Raw genomic sequence first — 17,962 nt, forward strand, 5'->3', positions numbered from 1 at the left:
AGATGTGTATAAGAGACCAGGCACCGGCACGGCGGGCGACGCACCGGACTCCGCGGCCGTCGCGGTGGCGGCGGCCGGATCGAAGGCGTCCTCGTGGCCGACGAGCCGCAGCAGCAGCTGCGCCGCCGTCGGCCGCCGCGCCGGATCCTTCGCCAGCGCCGCCCCGACCAGGGCGAGCAGCTCGCCGTCCAGCACCCCGAGATCGGGCTCGTGGTGCAGGACCCGGTACATCACCGCGGGAATCGAGTCGGACCCGAACGGCGGCCGCCCGGTCGCGGCGAACGTCATCGTCGCGCCCCAGGCGAACACGTCCGCGGCGGCCCCGACGTCCTGCCCCGACACCTGCTCGGGCGCCATGTAGGCGGGGGTGCCGACGGCGCGGCTGCTGACCGCGCTCGCCGCGTCCAGCACCCGCGACAGCCCGAAGTCGATCACCCGGGGGCCGTCCGGGCCGAGCAGCACGTTGTGCGCGGTGCCTATTGCGTCGCCCTTCGCGTCGGGCGCTGGGCGCCCTCCTTCGGCGGGCGCCGCGGCGATCGCTGCATCGCTCCGTCTCGCCTGGAGGCTCGCTGCGCGATCAGGTTCTCGCAAGCTCGAACCTGCCTTCGGACGCGATCGCAACGTTCAGGTCGCTGATGGCCGAGGTCAAAACCGGTGCCGGTGCGGGCTCGCCGCACTACTGTCCGGCTCGCCGACCTGCCCCCCCGCGCGGGTCGGACGGTCGCCGTGCTCGGGCACGAACGGACGGGCATCCCGGCCGAGGCGGTCCGGGTCGTGCGGACGCAGCGGCTGAGCCTCCGTCAAACTGCCCCCTCCTACAGCAGGCCCGCCAGCTTGTACAGCACCAGCGAGCCGGCGACGGCCACGTTCAGGCTGCTGCCGTTCCCCACCATAGGGATCTCCACGGCCAGGTCGAGCAGATCGACCGCCCCCGCCGGGATGCCGGTCCGCTCGTGCCCGAGCACGGCGACCGTCCGGACGCGCGCGGCAGGCAGGTCTGCGAGCCGGACCGCCTCGTCCGCCAGTTCGACGCCGACGACCTGCGACCCGGCGTCCCGCTGCCGCTCCAGCCAGCCGAGCGGTTCGTTCACCCAGTGCACGCAGGTGGGACGGCGCAGCGTGTTGCCGCGTTCCAGCGCGTCCGGCACCCAGGAGAAGCGGGGGACGGCCATGCAGGCGCCGACGGCGTCGCAGGTGCGCAGCAGCGTTCCGAGGTTGGCGCCGTGCAGCGGCCACAGCGGCGCGACGACGAGATGGTCCCAGCAGGAGTGGGCGCGGTGGCGGCGCTGCCGGCGGAGTTCGCGCGGGGGCCGGACCCGGATCGCCGGGCCCCGCGTCCGGGCGCTCACCCGCGCGGGGCGCTACCGCCCTCCACGAAGGAGAAAGTCATGATCGGCGCACTTCGCGGCGTGCGCGGGCCATCGCCGGGGACGGAACGCCGTCCAGTCTAACGCTACGCGGGGCCGCGCCCCGGGTCGCGGCGGCGCAGGTAGCGCTCGAACTCGCGGGCGATGGCGTCACCGCTCGCCTCCGGCAGCTCGGTGGCGTCCTTCTGCTCCTCCAGCGTCCGGACGTACTCGGCGACCTCGGAGTCCTCCTCGGCGAGCTCGTTCACGCCGTGCTCCCAGGCGCGCGCCTCCTCCGGCAGCTCGCCGAGCGGGACCGTGACGTCGAGGAGGTCCTCGACGCGGCGCAGCAGCGCCAGCGTCGCCTTCGGCGACGGCGGCTGCGCCACGTAGTGCGGGACCGCCGCCCACAGCGACACCGTGTCGAGGTCGGCCTTCGCGCACGCGTCCTGCAGCACCCCGAGGATGCCGGTCGGCCCCTCGTAGCGGGCCGGCTCCAGGTGCAGGGTGCTGACGAGCCCGGCCTCCGACGCGGCACCGGTGACCGGCACCGGGCGGGTGTGCGGGGCGTCGGCCAGCAGCGCGCCCAGCAGCACGACGTTGCGCACCCCGAGCTCCAGCATCAGCCCGACCAGCTCGCGGCAGAACGACCGCCACCGCATGTTCGGCTCGATGCCGTGCAGCAGCACGACGTCCTTGCCGCCCGGCAGCCGCACCCACGACACCCGCGTCGTCGGCCACGTGATGCCCCGGGTCTCGCCGTCGGTCATCTCCACGATCGGGCGGGTGACCTGGAAGTCGTAGTAGTCGTCCGGATCGAGCTCGGCGATCGGCACCGCCTCCCAGGCCGACTCCAGATGCGCGACCACTCCGCTGGCGGCCTCCCCGGCGTCGTTCCACCCCTCAAAGGCGGCCACGAGCACCGGATCGTTGAGTTCCGGCACGCTCTCGAGCTCGACCACGCGCTGCCTCCTTCCGACGCCCGGGTACAGCGTCACCGACGGGGGCGTCATTCCCGGGGCGGGGGCCCCGCTCATGATCGGTGGCTGTCAGCCTACGTCCTGACAGTGACGTACCCCACCCCTCCCGAGCCCAGACCCCCGCACCTGTACGCCTGCGGCTGAACCCCCCTTTACTTGCCGCGGGGGGTGGTGTGCACGATCAGCACGTCGACGGGGGAGCGGTGCGACAGGTTCGCCGGGACGGAGCCGAGGATGCGGCCGGCGAGGCTGTTCAGGCCCCGGTTCCCGACGACGACGAGGTCCGCGTCGCGCTCCTTGGTGAGCTTGGCGAGGACGTCGACGGCGTCGCCCTCCACCGCGACCTGCTCGATGTCGGTGGCGCCGGCCGCGACCGCCCGCTCCCGCGCCGCCCGCAGCGCGTCGTCGGCGGGCGTCGACCCCTGCACCTTGTAGGCCAGGTCGCCGAGCCGGTCGGCGGCGCTGGCGCGCTCGCGCTCCGGCATCGGGCTGTAGGCGGAGACCAGCAGCAGGGTCGCGCCGGTGGCGGCGGCCAGCTGGGCGGCCCGGTCCACCGCGCGGAACGAGGAGTCCGAGCCGTCGGTGCCGACGAGGATGATGCGGTACGCGCTCATGCCGTTCCTTACCCGTTAGTAGTCACTGCTGGCACGGTATCGGTCGGCTGACCCATCCGTCACTGTCTCTTTGCACACGCCGTCCAAGAAGGCGCGCGGCCTGCGCCCGTTAGCGGCCCGCGATGTCCCGGTTATGGTGATGTCACATGGAAACCCCTACCGGCCTGCAGGCCCTCTTCTTCGACATGGACGGGCTGCTCATCGACTCCGAGCGCGTCTGGCTGGAGGTCGAGTCCGAGGTGATGGCGTGGCTGGGCGGCGAGTGGAGCACCGCCCACCAGGAGCAGCTCGTCGGCGGCTCCATCGACATCGCCGTCGCCTACATGCTGGAGCTGACCGGCGCGGACGCCGACCCCGCCGAGGTCGGCCGGCGGATGCTGGACGGCATGGCCGAGCGGCTCACCGCCTGCGTCCCGATGATGCCCGGCGCCAAGGAGTTGCTCACCGAGGTCCGCGCGGCGGGCGTCCCGGCCGCGCTGGTGTCCTCCAGCCACCGGCGGCTGATCGAGCCGGTGCTGGACGCCATCGGCCGCGAGCACTTCGCGCTCAGCGTCGCCGGCGACGAGGTCGCCCGGACCAAGCCCGACCCCGAGCCGTACCTGACCGCCGCCGCGCGGCTGGGCGCCGACCCGGCCCGCTGCGTCGTCCTGGAGGACTCCCCGAACGGCGTCGCGGCGGGGGAGGCGGCGGGCTGCGCCACCGTGGCGGTCCCCGGCGTCCTGCCGATCCCGCCCACGCCGGGCCGCACCGTGGTCGCCTCGCTGCGCGAGGTCGACCTCGCCGCGCTCCGGTCCCTGATACCCGCGGCCTGATACCCGCGGGGTGGCCGTGGGGGAGCGGTCACGCCAGAGGAGGAGATCCACCCGGCCGTAAAACCGTCCGCCGGGAGGAGCAGGATCGGCGCCCGGCGTGTGAGCATGGAGGGAAGCGCCACCGTCAAGCAGCGCCGTTTGGAGTGAGGGGCCGGCATGAGCGACGCAGCCATTTTCGCGATCAGTCTCGGGGTGACCCTGGTCGGTCTGGTGATCAGCTGGGGCGTCTACCGCCGCCGGGGCGCGGGCACCGGCATGCGCGGCGCCGCCCTGTCGCTGGTACCGCTGGCGGCGGCGATGACGGGGGTGACCGAGTTCTTCGTCGACCTGGCGTTCAGCCCGGTGAAGTGGGCGGGCGTCGGCGTGGCCGGGCTCGCGGTGCTGCTCTACCTGACGTCCGGGGCGATGCTGAGCCGCCGCGCGGACGCGGCCCCGGAAGGCGGGAAGGCCGCCGGCGAGGGCGGCCGCAGGCCCGCGGGCCGCGCCGCGAAGCCGAAGGGCGCCGTGCAGGGGCCCGCGCAGGGCGGCGGCGACCCGGAGATGGCGGAGATCGAGAAGATCCTGCGCGACCGCGGCATCTCCTGACCGAGACCGGCCCGGTTCCGCGAGAGACAGCGGCGGGCCGGGACGTCCCCATGCGATCCGGGGACGTCCCGGCCCGCCGTATTCTGTTGTCCGGACGGGTTGACCTGCGGAGAATCGGTCTCAGAACGGACTCAGTACGGTAAAGCTTGCCGGTCTAGACCGCCTCCGGGTTGCCTGTCACGGTAGGAGCGAACGTACTATTCGGGCGATTTGTCCGAAGTGGCCTCCGGGCGCGTGTGCCCCAGATGACGACGAGATCACAAGTCAGATACGGGTACTGGCGAAGCTCGCTTCACGGATGGACAGTCATGCCCGAAGGACTACGTTTCCCTTCAGCAAACGCGGCGTAACGGGCATGGGGGCAGCGGATGATCTCCGCGGCCGCCGGTCGGACGCCGGCGGCATGGCCGAACCAGTGGCCGGACGGTAGGAGGTATGGAGCGTGGCCGCACCCATTGAGGTGACCGGGTCCGACACCGAGGCGCAGCCGGAATCGGTTCTCGCCGGTGTCGACAGCAAGAAGATCCAGGGGCGCTCCCTCGGTCAGATCGCCTGGTTGAGGCTGAAGCGCGACAAGGTCGCGCTGACCGGCGCGATCGTGGTGATCCTGCTGATCCTGCTGGCGATCTTCGGCCCGTGGTTCGTCCAGGACCCGCTGAAGTACCACCAGAACCTGATCGACCCGACCTACAACCGGCCCAAGACCGGCTTCTGGCACTCGGGGATCAGCGGCGAGCACTGGCTCGGCGTGGAGCCCGGCACGGGCCGCGACATGCTGGCCCGCATCGTGCACGGCGCCCGGATCTCGCTGCTGGTGTCGTTCCTGGCGACGCTGCTGTCGGTGGTCCTCGGGACGATCATGGGCATCACCGCCGGCTACTTCGGCGGCTGGGTCGACTACCTGATCAGCCGCGCGATGGACGCCTTCCTGGCCTTCCCGCTGCTGCTGTTCGCGATCGCGCTGGTCGGCGTCGTGTCCGACGGCTCGTTCGGGCTGAGCGGCAACGGGCTGCGGGTGTCGGTGCTGATCTTCGTGATCGGGTTCTTCAACTGGCCGTACATCGGCCGCATCATCCGGGGCCAGACGCTCTCGCTGCGCGAGCGCGAGTTCGTCGACGCCGCGCGCAGCATGGGCGCCCGGAACTCCTACGTGCTGTTCAAGGAAGTCCTGCCGAACCTGGTCGCGCCGATCCTGGTCTACTCGACCCTGCTGATCCCGACCAACATCCTGTTCGAGGCGGCGCTGTCGTTCCTCGGCGTCGGCGTGATCCCGCCCACGCCCTCGTGGGGCGGCATGCTGACGCTCGCGGTGCCGATCTACTCCTCGGACCCGATGTACATGATCATCCCCGGTATGGCGATCTTCATCACCGTCCTCGCCTTCAACCTGTTCGGTGACGGGCTGCGGGACGCTCTCGACCCTCGGGCCAAGTGACTCGGGTTCATCCGACCCGTCTAATTGAAGGGGTGCGCCTGCACATGAACAAAATGAGACCGATCGCGGTCTTCGCGGCCGGTGTGGTCGCGGCCGCGGGGCTCGCCGCCTGCGGCGGCGGGGATTCGGGAAGCTCGGGGAGCGGCCCCGGCTACAACGCCGGCGTCAACGAGGTCGTCAACAAGTCGGACAAAAAGGGCGGCACGCTGAAGATGGCGTCCTCCGACGACTTCGACTCGCCGGACCCCGGCAACACCTACTACGCGTTCTCCCAGAACATCGCCCGCCAGTACGGCCGCGCGCTGACGACGTTCAAGCCGGCGGCGGGCAAGGAGAGCCTGGAGGTCATCCCGGACCTGGCCACCGACCTGGGCACCCCCAGTGACGGCGGCAAGACCTGGACGTACAAGCTGCGCACCGGCGTCAAGTTCGACGACGGCACGACCGTCACGTCGAAGGACGTCAAGTACGCGGTCGAGCGCAGCAACTACACCAAGGAACTGCAGCTCGGGCCGAAGTACTTCAAGCAGTACCTCGTCGACAACAAGCCCGCCTACAAGGGCCCCTACGAGGACAAGAGCGACGAGGGCCTCAAGTCGATCGAGACCCCCGACGACCAGACGATCGTGTTCCACCTGAACACGCCGTTCTCGGAGTTCGACTACCTCGTCGCGATGTCGCAGACGATGCCCGTGCCGAAGGCCAAGGACACCGGCACCAAGTACGAGGGCGCGATCGTCTCCAGCGGCCCGTACAAGGTCGACAACTACACCCGCGGCAAGTCCATGACGATGTCGCGGAACCCGCACTGGAACCAGAGCACGGACCCGATCCGCAAGGCGCTGCCCGACAAGATCGAGATCCAGCTCAAGCAGAACGCCGACGACATCGACCAGCGCCTGCTCGCGGGCACGCTGGACATGGACATCTCCGGCGTCGGCGTGCAGTCGGGCACCCAGCCGAAGGTGCTGGCCGACGCGCAGAAGCCGTACGTGGACAACCCCGTCCAGGGCTTCCTGCGGTTCATGTCGCTGAACGTCCACGTCAAGCCGCTGGACAACGTGCACTGCCGCATCGCCGTGCAGTACGCGACCGACAAGGTCGCCGCGCAGACCGCCTACGGAGGCCCGCTGGCCGGCGGTGACGTCGCCACCACGGTGATCCCGCCGACGGTCGACGGCTACACCAAGTTCGACCTGTACCCGCAGAAGCAGGCCGAGGGCGGCACCGGTCTCGACGACGCCACGCTCAACAAGGCCAAGGAGGAGCTGAAGGCCTGCGGCCAGCCCGACGGCTTCAGCACCAAGATCTCGGCCCGCTCGGACCGGCCGAAGGAAGTCGCGATGGCGCAGGCCATCCAGCAGAGCCTGGCCAAGGTCGGCATCAAGGTCGACATCGTGCAGTGGCCGGCCGGCGACTACTTCAACAAGTACGTCGGCGTGCCGGACTACGTCCACAAGCACAACGTCGGCATGATGATCATGGCGTGGGCGGCCGACTGGCCGACCGGCTACGGCTTCCTCGCCCAGATCGTGCACGGTGACGCCATCAAGCCCGCCGGCGGCACCAACCTGGCCGAGCTGGACGACCCCGCGATCAACAAGGGTCTCGACGACGCCATCGCCAACACCGACAAGGCGGCGCGCACGAAGGCGTACGGCGAGATCGACAAGCTGGTCATGGGGACCGCCGCGGAGGTCCCGCTGCTGTACGCCAAGGCCCTGATGTACCGGCCGAAGCGCGTCACCAACGCGGGGATCACCTACTCCTACGGCGGTATGTACGACTACCTGAACATGGGCGTGGAGTAACCATCCGCTCGTCCGTGCGTCCATCTGAAGGCAGGTGAAGGCGACGCCCGCCGGCCGGGACAGGACCTACCGGTCCGCCCGGCCGGCGGGTGGGGCCGAGGAATGTGTTCGCATACATCATCCGGCGCCTCATCGGTGCCGTCCTCATGTTGCTGCTGGTCAGCCTGGTGACCTTCGGCATCTTCTTCGGTCTGCCGAAGCTGGCGGGACAGACCACCGACCAGATCGCGGCCGCCTACGTCGGCAAGGCCCCGACGGCCGAGGCCATCCAGGACACCAAAGAGCGGCTCGGTCTCGACCGGCCGATCGTGGTGCAGTACGGCAGCTACCTCAAGGGCATTGTCGCCGGCAAGGAGTACAAGGCCGGCCCGGTGACCGACCACTGCCCCGCGCCCTGCCTCGGCTACTCCTTCCGCAGCAGCCAGCCGGTGCTGCAGACGCTGCTCGACCGCGCGCCGGCGACCATATCGCTGGCCCTCGGCGCCGCGGTCATCTGGGTCATCGGCGGCATCACCACCGGCGTGGTGTCGGCGCTGCGCAGAGGCTCGGTCTGGGACCGCACCGCGATGATCATCGCGTTGAGCGGCGTGTCGCTGCCCATCTACTTCACCGGCCTGGTCTCGCTCGCGCTGTTCTCCTACACGCTCAAGATCTTCCCGGGCGGCGGCAGCTACACCTCGATCACCGAGAACCCGGTGATGTGGTTCCAGGCGCTCGTGCTGCCCTGGGTGACGCTCGCGTTCCTCTACGCGGCGATGTACGCGCGGCTCACCAGAGCGGGCATGCTGGAGACGATGAACGAGGACTACATCCGCACCGCCCGCGCCAAGGGGCTGCCGGAGAAGACCGTCGTCACCAAGCACGCGCTGCGCGCCTCGCTGACGCCGATCCTCACGATCTTCGGCCTCGACCTCGGCCTGCTGCTCGGCGGTGCCGTGCTGACCGAGAACACCTTCGGCATCCCCGGGCTGGGCCAGCTCGCGATCAGCTCGATCAACGGCGGCGACCTGCCCATGGTGCTCGGCATCACGCTGATCACCGCGAGCTCGATCGTCTTCATCAACCTGATCGTGGACCTGCTGTACGCCGTCGTCGACCCGAGAGTGAGGCTGAGCTGATGACCGGCACCGCGCCCGCCGCGGACACCGCGGGCACCGGCGAGGCTCCCACCGCGTTCCTCGACGTCCGCGACCTGAAGATCCACTTCCCGACCGACGACGGCCTGGTGAAGTCGGTGGACGGCCTGTCGTTCCAGCTGGAGCGCGGCCGCACCCTCGGCATCGTCGGCGAGTCCGGCTCGGGCAAGAGCGTGACCAGCCTCGGCGTCCTCGGCCTGCACAACAAGCGCAACGCCAACGTGTCCGGGGAGATCTGGCTGAACGGCAAGGAGCTGGTGAACGCCTCGCAGGCCGAGGTGCGCCGGCTCCGCGGCCGCGACATGGCGATGATCTTCCAGGATCCGCTGTCGTCGATGCACCCCTTCTACACGATCGGCGCCCAGATCATCGAGGCGTACCGGGTGCACAACGACGTGTCCAAGCAGGTGGCGCGCAAGCACGCCATCGACATGCTCGGCCGCGTCGGCATCCCCAAGCCGGACAAGCGGGTCGACGACTACCCGCACCAGTTCTCCGGCGGCATGCGGCAGCGCGCGATGATCGCGATGGCGCTGTCCTGCGACCCGGAGCTGCTGATCGCCGACGAGCCGACGACGGCGCTGGACGTCACCGTCCAGGCGCAGATCCTGGACCTGATCCGCGACCTGCAGCAGGAGTTCAACTCCGCCGTCATCATGATCACCCACGATCTCGGGGTGGTCGCGGAGCTGTCGGACGACATCCTGGTCATGTACGCCGGCCGCGCCGCGGAGTACGCCTCGGTCGAGGACGCCTTCCACCACCCGCTGCACCCCTACGCGTGGGGGCTGCTCGGGTCGATGCCGCGGCTGGACCGCGAGCGCACCGAGCGGCTCCAGCCGATCGAGGGATCGCCGCCCAGCCTGATCAACGTCCCGTCCGGGTGCCCGTTCCATCCGCGCTGCCCCTACAAGGACCTCAACGGCGAGAAGTGCTGGACCGAGCGGCCGGAGCTGCTGGAGGCCGAACCCGGCCACAAGGCGGCGTGCCACCTCCCGCTGGACAAGAAGCGGGAGATCTGGAACGACGAGATCCGGCCGAAGCTGTGACGAGCCCGGGTGGGAACGAGACTGTGAGCACATCGAAGAACCCGGCCGGCGACGCCCCGGCCGGCCAGACCCCGGCCGCGGAGACCCGGCCCGCGGCCGAGCGGCCCGCGGGCGGCGAGCCGCTGCTGGAGGTGGAGAACCTCGGCAAGCACTTCCCCGTCACCGCGGGGCTGCTGCGCCGGCAGGTCGCGGCGGTGAAGGCCGTCGACGGCGTGTCGTTCGCCGTCCGCAAGGGCGAGACGCTCGGCCTGGTGGGGGAGTCCGGCTGCGGCAAGTCCACCACCGGCCGCATGATCATGCGGCTGCTGGACCCGAGCTTCGGGAAGATCAGCTTCGAGGGGCAGGACATCACCAAGATGTCGCAGTCCCGGCTGCGGCCGCTGCGCCGCGACCTGCAGATGATCTTCCAGGACCCGTACTCGTCGCTGAACCCGCGCAAGACGGTCGGCGCGATCGTCGGGGCCCCGTTCCGGCTGCAGAACATCGAGGCCAAGCAGGGCGTCAAGAAGGCCGTCCAGGAGATCCTGGAACTCGTCGGCCTGAACCCCGAGCACTACAACCGGTACCCGCACGAGTTCTCCGGCGGGCAGCGGCAGCGCATCGGGATCGCCCGCACCCTCGCCCTCAAGCCGAAGATGATCATCGCGGACGAGCCGGTGTCGGCCCTCGACGTGTCGGTGCAGGCGCAGGTCGTCAACCTGCTGGAGGACCTGCAGGACGAGCTCGACCTCACCTACGTGGTGATCGCGCACGACCTGTCGGTCGTCCGGCACATCTCCGACCGCGTCGCCGTCATGTACCTCGGCAAGATCGTCGAGATCGCCGACCGCGCCGACGTGTACCAGCGGCCCATGCACCCCTACACCAACGCGCTGCTGTCGGCGGTGCCGATCCCGGACCCGAGCGAGCGCGACCAGCGCAAGCGGATCCGGCTGCAGGGCGACGTGCCGAGCCCGATCGACCCGCCGCCCGCGTGCCGGTTCCACACCCGGTGCTGGAAGGCGCAGGACATCTGCAAGCAGGTCGAGCCGCCGCTGATCGAGCTCAGCCCCGGCCACCACGCCGCCTGCCACTTCCCGGAGAACACCACGGTCAGCGCCACCGACGCGGTCGCCAAGGCCGCGGTGGCGCCCGGCGCGGCCCCGGCCGACGAGCCCGAGACCGCCACCGAGTAGGACGCCGCCGGACCTTCCCCCCGGCGCGCCTCCCGCACAACGGAAAGACCCGGCCCCTCCGCGGAGGGACCGGGTCTTTCCGCGTGCCCGACTACTCGGTGGAGATGGCCTTCAGGACGTCCATGCGCCCCGCCCGCCACGCCGGCCACAGCGCCGCCAGCACACCGATCACCGCGGCCACCACCAGGTAGACCCCCAGCGTCCCGTACGGGACGGCGAGGACGCCGAGGCCCTGGTCGGCCAGCGCGTTCTGCAGCGCCGCGCCGAACGCCACCCCGATGCCCATGCCGAGCACCGCGCCGAACACCGCGATCATGATGGACTCCAGCCGGATCATCCGGCGCAGCTGCCGCCGGGAGATCCCGATCGCGCGCAGCAGCCCGATCTCCCGGGTCCGCTCGATCACCGACAGGGCGAGGGTGTTGACCACCCCGACCGCCGCGATGATCACCGACATGATCAGCAGGATCGTCAGGAACGTCACGAACCCGTCGACCTGCTTGCGGGCGTCGTCCTTCAGCGTCGACTGGTCGGCGACCTCCAGGTTCGGGTACGCCCGCACCGCCGACTCCAGCGCCGACTTCGTCGCCGCGTCCGCCTGCGCAGCGTCCACCACCACGATCCCGACCGTCGGCCGCAGCGTGTGCTGCAGGTGCGCCTGCTGGGAGATCAGCCGCGGCCCGACCAGGTCGCTCTTGGTGTACACGCCGCTCAGCGTGAGGTTCTCCGTCTTGCCGTCGGTGAACCGGACGGGCACCGCCGTCCCGACCTTCCAGCCCTGCTCCTTCGCGGTGTCCTCGTCCACCATGATCGAGGACGGGCCGCCGGCGGTGGAGCCCGACACCATCTTCAGCTTGGCCGCCTTCGCCAGCGCCGGCAGGTCCCCCGCCACGTAGTGGACGTCCTTGCCCTTGATCTCGGCCTTCGCGTCGTAGGTCGGCGACGCCGCCACCACCCCCGGCGTGTCCCTGATCCTCTGCTGGGCCTCGGCGTTCACGCCGCCGGCGCCCTGCGACTGCACCAGGTAGTCGGCGCCGAACTGCGCGTCCACCTGCTCGTCGATCGACGCCCGCATCGTCGCGCCCAGCACGTTCACCGTCGTGATCAGCGCCAGGCCGATCATCAGCGCCGCGGCGGTCGCGGCGGTCCGCCGCGGGTTGCGCAGCGCGTTCTGCCGCGCCAGCCGCCCGGGGGAGCCCATCAGCCGCGCGAACGGCGCACCCAGCACCTTCAGCACCGGCACGCTGATCACCGGCGCGAGCATCGCCACGCCGACGAACACCCCGAACGCGCCCGCCCCGACCGGGAGCGCCGGGTTGTCGCCGCCGCCCGCCAGGCCGACGCCGATCAGGCCCGCCCCGGCCAGCGTCAGCAGCGACCCGAGCGCCACCCGGATCCGCAGCGACCGCTGCGGCAGCGCCACATCGTCGCGCATCGCCGCGACCGGCGGGATCTTCGCGGCGCGCCGCGCCGGGAAGTACGCCGACACCACCGTCACCACGATCCCGACCGCGTACGACCAGATCACCGGCGTCGCCGTGAACGTCAGGCCGCCCTGCCCGGCGTCGCCCATCTGCGACTGCAGCAGCGACGCCAGCCCGGCCCCCGCCGCCAGGCCCAGCGTGGACCCGACCACGCCGACCGCGACCGCCTCCCCGATCACCGCCCGCGTCACCTGCCCGCGCGCCGCGCCGATCGCGCGCAGCAGCGCCAGCTCACGGGTCCGCTGCGCGACCAGCATGGAGAACGTGTTGAAGATGATGAACGCCCCGACGAAGATCGAGATCAGCGCGAACACCAGCAGGAACGTCCGGAAGAAGCTCATCATCTGCGCGATGTCGCTCTTGGACTCCTCGCGCAGCTGGTCGCCGGTGACGGCCTCCACGCCCTGCGGCAGCATCTTCGCGACCCGGTCGCGCAGCTCCTGCTGCGACGGGCCCGCCGAACCCATCTCGATGTCGCTGAAGTAGCCGGGCTTCAGCATCAGCTTCTGCGCGGTCGCCGTGTCGAACCCGGTGACGGTCGCGCCCATCAGGTTCCCGGTGTCGACCAGCCCGACGATCTTCATGCGGGCGGGCGGCCCGGCCGTGATCACCTGCGTGACGTCGCCGAGGGCCAGCCCGCCCTTCTCCGCCGTCTTCGCGTCGATGACGACCTCGCCCGGCCCCTGCGGCGCCCGGCCCGACGCCATCTCGTACGTCCCGCCGTTCCAGTTCACGCCGATCTGCGGCGGCCCGTTCTGCGGCGTCCCGACGACCTTGCCGTCCTTGCCGACGACCGCCGCGTACCCGGTGACGTTGCCCTTCGGGTCCTTGACCCCCTCGACGCCCTCCAGCGCCTTCAGCACCGCCGCCGGCACCGGCCGCGCCGCCATGCCGTCGTCGTCGCCGCCCACGACCTTCGTGGCCCGCACGTCCACGGCCACATTCGTGCCGATCTTGCTGAACAGCTCGTCGAACTGCTTGTTCATGCTGTCGGTGAAGATCAGCGTGCCGGCCACGAACGCCACGCCGAGGATCACCGCGACGGCCGTCAGCACCAGCCTGATCTTGTGCGCCGCGAGATTGCGGAGCGTGACCCTGCCCATCATCGCGCCGGAACCTCCGCGTCCGCGGCGGGACGGGCCGCGGCGTCGAAGTTCTTCATCCGCTCCAGCACCCGCTCGGCGGTCGGCCCGGCCATCGTGTCCACGATCTGCCCGTCCGACAGGAACAGCACCTGGTCGGCGTACGCCGCCGCGGACGGGTCGTGCGTCACCATCACGATCGTCTGCCCCATCTCCCGCACCGACTCGCGCAGGAACCCCAGCACCTCCGCGCCGGACCGCGAGTCCAGGTTCCCGGTCGGCTCGTCCGCGAAGATGATCTCCGGGCGGGACGCCAGCGCGCGGGCGCACGCCACCCGCTGCTGCTGCCCGCCCGACAGCTCGGCCGGCCGGTGCTTCAGCCGCGGCCGCAGCCCCACCGTGTCGATCACCCGGTCCAGCCACTCCCGGTCGGCCCTGCGGCCGGCGATGTCCATCGGCAGCGTGATGTTCTCCAGCGCCGTCAGCGTCGGCACCAGGTTGAACGCCTGGAAGATGAACCCGACCTTGTCGCGGCGCAGCCGCGTCAGCTGCTTGTCCTTCAGCGCCGTCAACTCGGTGCCGCCGATGAAGACCTGCCCGGAGTCCACCGAGTCCAGCCCCGCCATGCAGTGCATCAGCGTGGACTTCCCGGACCCCGACGGGCCCATGATCGCGGTGAACCGGCCGCGGGGAATGCCGACCGTGACCCCGTCGAGCGCGACGACCTGGGCGTCGCCGCGCCCGTACACCTTCGCGATCTGCTGGGTCCGTGCGGCGAAGTCGCCCGCCCCGGGCGCGGACTGCGCGCCGGCGGTCGAAGGGGCGGAATTCGTCACGTGAAACTCCCGTGTGTGAGTGGTCGAGTGCGTCGGACCGCGCAGTGCCCCCGGCGATCCGACACCCAGAACACTAGAAGGCGCACGAACCCGATGGATGCACCCCAGGAACGGACTTGCCGGTCCACCCACGGCAGGAGACGGCCGCCTCCCGTCGTACTCCGGGAGTAGACCCGGCCCCGCGAACGTCAGGGACGGATCAGGGACCGACCCCGAAACCGGCCAGGGGCCGCACCGCGCCGGCTCTGCGTCAGCTCTGCCCCGGCCTGCTCAAACCCGTCTCGTACGCGTACACGACCGCCTGCACCCGGTCCCGCAGCCCCAGCTTCGCCAGCACGTTCCCCACATGCGTCTTCACCGTCGTCTCACTGACCACCAGCTCCGCCGCGATCTCCGCGTTCGACTGCCCCCGCGCCACATGCGCCAGCACCTCGCGCTCCCGCACCGTCAGCGTGTCCAGCCCCGGCGGCGGCGCCTGGTCCCGCACCGCCGGCAGCCGCGTCGCGAACTTGTCCAGCAGCCGCCGCGTCACCGACGGCGCCACGATCGCGTCGCCCTCCGCCACGATCCGGATCGCCTGCACCAGATCCTCCGGCGGCGAGTCCTTCAGCAGGAACCCGCTCGCCCCCGCCCGCACCGCCTCGATCACGTACTCGTCCAGATCGAACGTCGTCAGGATCAGCACCTTCGGATCATGCGACGCCGCGCCCTCCCGGATGATCCGCCGGGTCGCCTCGATCCCGTCCACCCCCGGCATCCGGATGTCCATCAGCACCACGTCCGGCAGCAGCGACCGCGTCAGCTCCACCGCCGCCGCGCCGTCCCCGGCCTCGCCGACCACCGCGATGTCGGCCTCCGCCTCCAGGATCAGCCGGAAACCCGTCCGCAGCAGCGGCTGGTCGTCGACGAGCAGCACCCGCACCGCCGTCATCGCGCCGCCCCGGCCCCACGCCGACCCGGTCCGTTCATCGTCCCGCTCCTCGCCTCACGACGCACTCCAACACCTCCGCCGCCCCGGCCCCGCGCACCGCGGCCCGCCGGGGGATCACGCCTCCAGCGGGAAACGGGCCCGCACACCGAACCCGCCGCCGACCCGCGGCCCGATCCTCAACTCGCCACCGTACAGCGCCACCCGCTCGTACATGCCGACCAGGCCATGCCCCGGATTGTCCCCATTGCCCGCCATGAACGTCGCCGTGCCGCGCCCATCGTCCTCGATCTCCACCGTCAGATCATCGTCCCCGTAGTACAGCCGCACCCACGCCCGCGCCTGCGGGCCCGCATGCTTCAACGTGTTCGTCAGCGCCTCCTGGATCAGCCGGAACGCCGCCACGTCCACCCCCGGCGACGGCGGCCGCGCCTCACCCTCGATCCACAGCTGCACCGACAGGCCCGTCTCCCGCACATGGTCCAGCAGCTCCCCGAGATCCCCCAGACCCGGCTGCGGCGCCAGCTCCCGGCCCGCCTGCTCGGCGTCCCGGTCCGTCCGCAGCACCCCCACGATCCGCCGCATCTCGCTCAGCGCCGTCCGCCCGACCTCCTCGATCGTCGACATCGCCTCCCGCGCGCTCCCCGGATCCCGGTCGATGATCCGCCGCGCCGCCCCCGCCTGCACCGTCATCACGCTCACATGGTGCGCCACCACATCGTGCAGCTCCCGCGCGATCCGCGACCGCTCCTCGATCCGCGCCGCCCGCGCGTCCGTCCCCCGCGCCCGCTCCAGCCGCGCCGCCCGGTCCTCCAGCTCCGCGAAGTACGCCCGCCGCAGCCGAAGGTTCCGGCCCAGCATCCACACCCCGACCACCAGCGCGCAGTCGGTGATCACCACCACCGGCTCCGACGACACCGGCAGCAGCAGCAGATACACCAGGAAGTACACGAACGACACCAGCCCGCCGAGCGCGCTCTGCGCCAGCCCCCGGTGCGCCGCCACGCTGTACACCGCGACCAGGAACGCCACCACGTCCGGCACCGCCGGCGGATACTGCACCGCCGCCATCACCGTCTCACCGGCGATGATGAACAGCAGCACCGGCAGCGGATGGCGGCGCCGCCACGCCAGCGCCATCGTCACCACCACGACCAGCAGCCCGTTCCACCCGTCCGGCGACCGGAACTGGTCGTAGCCCCCGCCCTCCGGAAGCTCCTGCAGGAACAGCTGCGGCAGCCCCACCAGCAGCAGCCCGAACGCGAGCAGCGCGTCAGCCGCCAGCGGATGCGCCTGCAGCCAGGCACGGGCGGCGTGAAGACCACGGATGCGGGGTGACACGCCACTCACCCTAGGAGGTCGCGGCAGGTCCCGACCCCTCCTGGACGCCGATCCGCGGTCATCCCCAAGGATGAGCCCGCACCGCCCCGCAAGCCCTACAGATCACCGTGCTCGCGCGCCGAACCCTCCGGCTCCGCGGTCTCCAGATCCGCCGGCGACGGGCGGCCGACCGGCCCGTCCGGCAGCGGCGGGGGAGTGCCCCCGAACTCCGGGCACCGCTCCTTGTGATCGCACCAGTCGCACAACCGGCCCGCCCGCGGCCGCCACTCGCCCGTGTCCATCGCCCGGCGGATCGCCTGCCACAGCGCCTCCACCTTCCGCTGCGTCGCCCGCAGATCCGCCTCGTCCGGCTCGTACCGCAGCACCTCGCCGTTCCCCAGGTACATCAGCTGCAGCAACCGCGGCACCCGGCCCCGCAACCGCCACAGCACCAGCGCGTAGAACTTCATCTGGAACAGCGCCCGCGCCTCGAAATCCGCCCGCGGCGCCGTCCCCGTCTTGTAGTCCACGATCCGCACGTCACCCGACGGCGCCACGTCCACCCGGTCGATGTACCCCCGCAGCTTCAACCCCGAATCCAGCACCGTCTCCACGAACAACTCCCGCTCCGCCGGCTCCAGCCGCCGCGGATCCTCCAGCGCGAAGTACCGCTCCACCATCCGCCGCGCCTGCCCCAGCCACTCCGCCCGCTCCGCGTCCCCGGCGTCCCCGTCCGCGAACAGCCCCGCGAGCTCCGGCTCCGCCGCCAGCAGCCGCTCCCACTCCGGCCCCAGCAGCTCCAGCGCCGCCGCCGGCGTCCGCCCGCCCGTCGGCAGATCGAACAGCCGCTCCAGCACCGCGTGCACCAGCGTCCCCCGCACCGCCGCCGCGCTCGGACGCTCCGGAATCCGATCGATCACCCGGAACCGGTACAGCAGCGGACACGTCATGAAATCGCCCGCACGGGACGGCGACAACGACCCCACCACCACGACGTCCCCCGCGTCCCCGCCACCGCCCCGCGCGGACGGAACGGACGCCTCACTACCCGCCTCGGTCGTCGTCATGGCACAGCAGACTAGGCGACACCCCCGACGAAAATCCCGCACCCCGCCGCACCCGCCCGCCGCCACCGGTCCGGACCGGTGGCGGCGGGCGGGTGCCGCGGGGTGCGGGCTTCTCGTCGGGGGTGTCGCCTAGGCTGCTGTGCCATGACGACGACCGGGGCGGGTGGTGGAGCGGTGTCCTCTGCACATCCGACGCCGCCGACGGAGAAGATAGGTGTGATCTCCACGGTACCCGGAACAGCCGACGAACGAGGACCAACCACACACCACGACACCACAACACACACCCACAACAAACACAG

At 71.1% G+C, this 17,962-nt stretch carries 17 protein-coding genes; 7 read left to right on the forward strand and 10 right to left on the reverse strand.

The window, feature by feature from the left end:
• From HUX53_RS32555 to HUX53_RS32575, 5 genes are all read right to left on the reverse strand, one after another.
• Window positions 1-591 (reverse strand): protein kinase (locus HUX53_RS32555; RefSeq protein ID WP_255205865.1); only part of this gene is annotated, 591 nt, incomplete at its 3' end.
• Between the two features lie 54 nt (window positions 592-645).
• Entirely contained in the window at window positions 646-804 is a 159-nt protein-coding gene (locus HUX53_RS32560; RefSeq protein WP_176407048.1) for a hypothetical protein, read from the reverse strand.
• An 11-nt stretch (window positions 805-815) separates the two neighbouring features.
• Window positions 816-1,349, reverse strand: a complete 534-nt coding sequence (locus tag HUX53_RS32565) for a TrmH family RNA methyltransferase (RefSeq protein WP_309237540.1) — start codon at window positions 1,347-1,349, stop codon at window positions 816-818.
• Between the two features lie 104 nt (window positions 1,350-1,453).
• Window positions 1,454-2,308 carry a PAC2 family protein gene (locus HUX53_RS32570; protein WP_176407049.1) on the reverse strand — a complete coding sequence of 285 codons (855 nt, stop codon included), beginning with the start codon at window positions 2,306-2,308 and terminating at the stop codon, window positions 1,454-1,456.
• A 170-nt stretch (window positions 2,309-2,478) separates the two neighbouring features.
• Entirely contained in the window at window positions 2,479-2,940 is a 462-nt protein-coding gene (locus HUX53_RS32575; protein WP_176407050.1) for a universal stress protein, read from the reverse strand.
• A 146-nt stretch (window positions 2,941-3,086) separates the two neighbouring features.
• Here HUX53_RS32575 and HUX53_RS32580 point away from each other — a divergent pair, with 146 nt between their 5' ends.
• The 7 genes from HUX53_RS32580 to HUX53_RS32610 all read left to right on the forward strand — a co-directional run bounded on the left by HUX53_RS32580 (window position 3,087) and on the right by HUX53_RS32610 (window position 10,943).
• Complete coding sequence (locus tag HUX53_RS32580) at window positions 3,087-3,752, forward strand: HAD family phosphatase (RefSeq protein WP_176407051.1); 666 nt, start codon at window positions 3,087-3,089, stop codon at window positions 3,750-3,752.
• 156 nt (window positions 3,753-3,908) lie between these two features.
• A complete protein-coding gene (locus HUX53_RS32585; RefSeq protein WP_176407052.1) occupies window positions 3,909-4,337 on the forward strand; it encodes a hypothetical protein in 429 nt (142 codons plus the stop codon).
• A 442-nt stretch (window positions 4,338-4,779) separates the two neighbouring features.
• On the forward strand, window positions 4,780-5,772 hold the full coding sequence (locus HUX53_RS32590) for an ABC transporter permease (RefSeq protein ID WP_176407053.1): 993 nt from the start codon (window positions 4,780-4,782) through the stop codon (window positions 5,770-5,772).
• A 44-nt stretch (window positions 5,773-5,816) separates the two neighbouring features.
• Window positions 5,817-7,583: an ABC transporter substrate-binding protein gene (locus HUX53_RS32595; RefSeq protein WP_217920183.1), complete on the forward strand. Its 1,767-nt coding sequence runs from the start codon at window positions 5,817-5,819 to the stop codon at window positions 7,581-7,583.
• A gap of 104 nt (window positions 7,584-7,687) precedes the next feature.
• Window positions 7,688-8,701: an ABC transporter permease gene (locus tag HUX53_RS32600; protein ID WP_176407054.1), complete on the forward strand. Its 1,014-nt coding sequence runs from the start codon at window positions 7,688-7,690 to the stop codon at window positions 8,699-8,701.
• Window positions 8,701-9,768: an ABC transporter ATP-binding protein gene (locus HUX53_RS32605; protein WP_176407055.1), complete on the forward strand. Its 1,068-nt coding sequence runs from the start codon at window positions 8,701-8,703 to the stop codon at window positions 9,766-9,768. Before HUX53_RS32600 ends, HUX53_RS32605 begins: the two co-directional genes overlap by 1 nt.
• A gap of 122 nt (window positions 9,769-9,890) precedes the next feature.
• Window positions 9,891-10,943 carry an ABC transporter ATP-binding protein gene (locus HUX53_RS32610; protein WP_255205868.1) on the forward strand — a complete coding sequence of 351 codons (1,053 nt, stop codon included), beginning with the start codon at window positions 9,891-9,893 and terminating at the stop codon, window positions 10,941-10,943.
• Window positions 10,944-11,034: 91 nt separating this feature from the next.
• On the opposite strand, the gene HUX53_RS32615 is transcribed toward HUX53_RS32610, so the two are convergent.
• From HUX53_RS32615 to HUX53_RS32635, 5 genes are all read right to left on the reverse strand, one after another.
• Window positions 11,035-13,533, reverse strand: a complete 2,499-nt coding sequence (locus HUX53_RS32615) for an ABC transporter permease (protein ID WP_255205866.1) — start codon at window positions 13,531-13,533, stop codon at window positions 11,035-11,037.
• Entirely contained in the window at window positions 13,530-14,345 is an 816-nt protein-coding gene (locus tag HUX53_RS32620) for an ABC transporter ATP-binding protein (RefSeq protein WP_176407057.1), read from the reverse strand. The genes HUX53_RS32615 and HUX53_RS32620 overlap by 4 nt, the downstream gene beginning before the upstream one ends.
• Window positions 14,346-14,595: 250 nt before the next feature.
• Window positions 14,596-15,276: a response regulator transcription factor gene (locus HUX53_RS32625; RefSeq protein ID WP_176407058.1), complete on the reverse strand. Its 681-nt coding sequence runs from the start codon at window positions 15,274-15,276 to the stop codon at window positions 14,596-14,598.
• 114 nt (window positions 15,277-15,390) lie between these two features.
• The gene (locus HUX53_RS32630; RefSeq protein WP_176407059.1) at window positions 15,391-16,614 is read right to left on the reverse strand and encodes a sensor histidine kinase; all 1,224 of its coding nucleotides are present in this window, start codon (window positions 16,612-16,614) and stop codon (window positions 15,391-15,393) included.
• Between the two features lie 95 nt (window positions 16,615-16,709).
• Window positions 16,710-17,660 (reverse strand): PD-(D/E)XK nuclease family protein, encoded by a 951-nt coding sequence (locus HUX53_RS32635; RefSeq protein WP_176407060.1) that lies wholly within the window; start codon window positions 17,658-17,660, stop codon window positions 16,710-16,712.
• Window positions 17,661-17,962 lie beyond the last annotated feature (302 nt).

This window comes from Actinomadura sp. BRA 177 (assembly GCF_013372625.1).
In the GTDB taxonomy this organism is placed as follows: Bacteria; Actinomycetota; Actinomycetes; order Streptosporangiales; family Streptosporangiaceae; genus Spirillospora.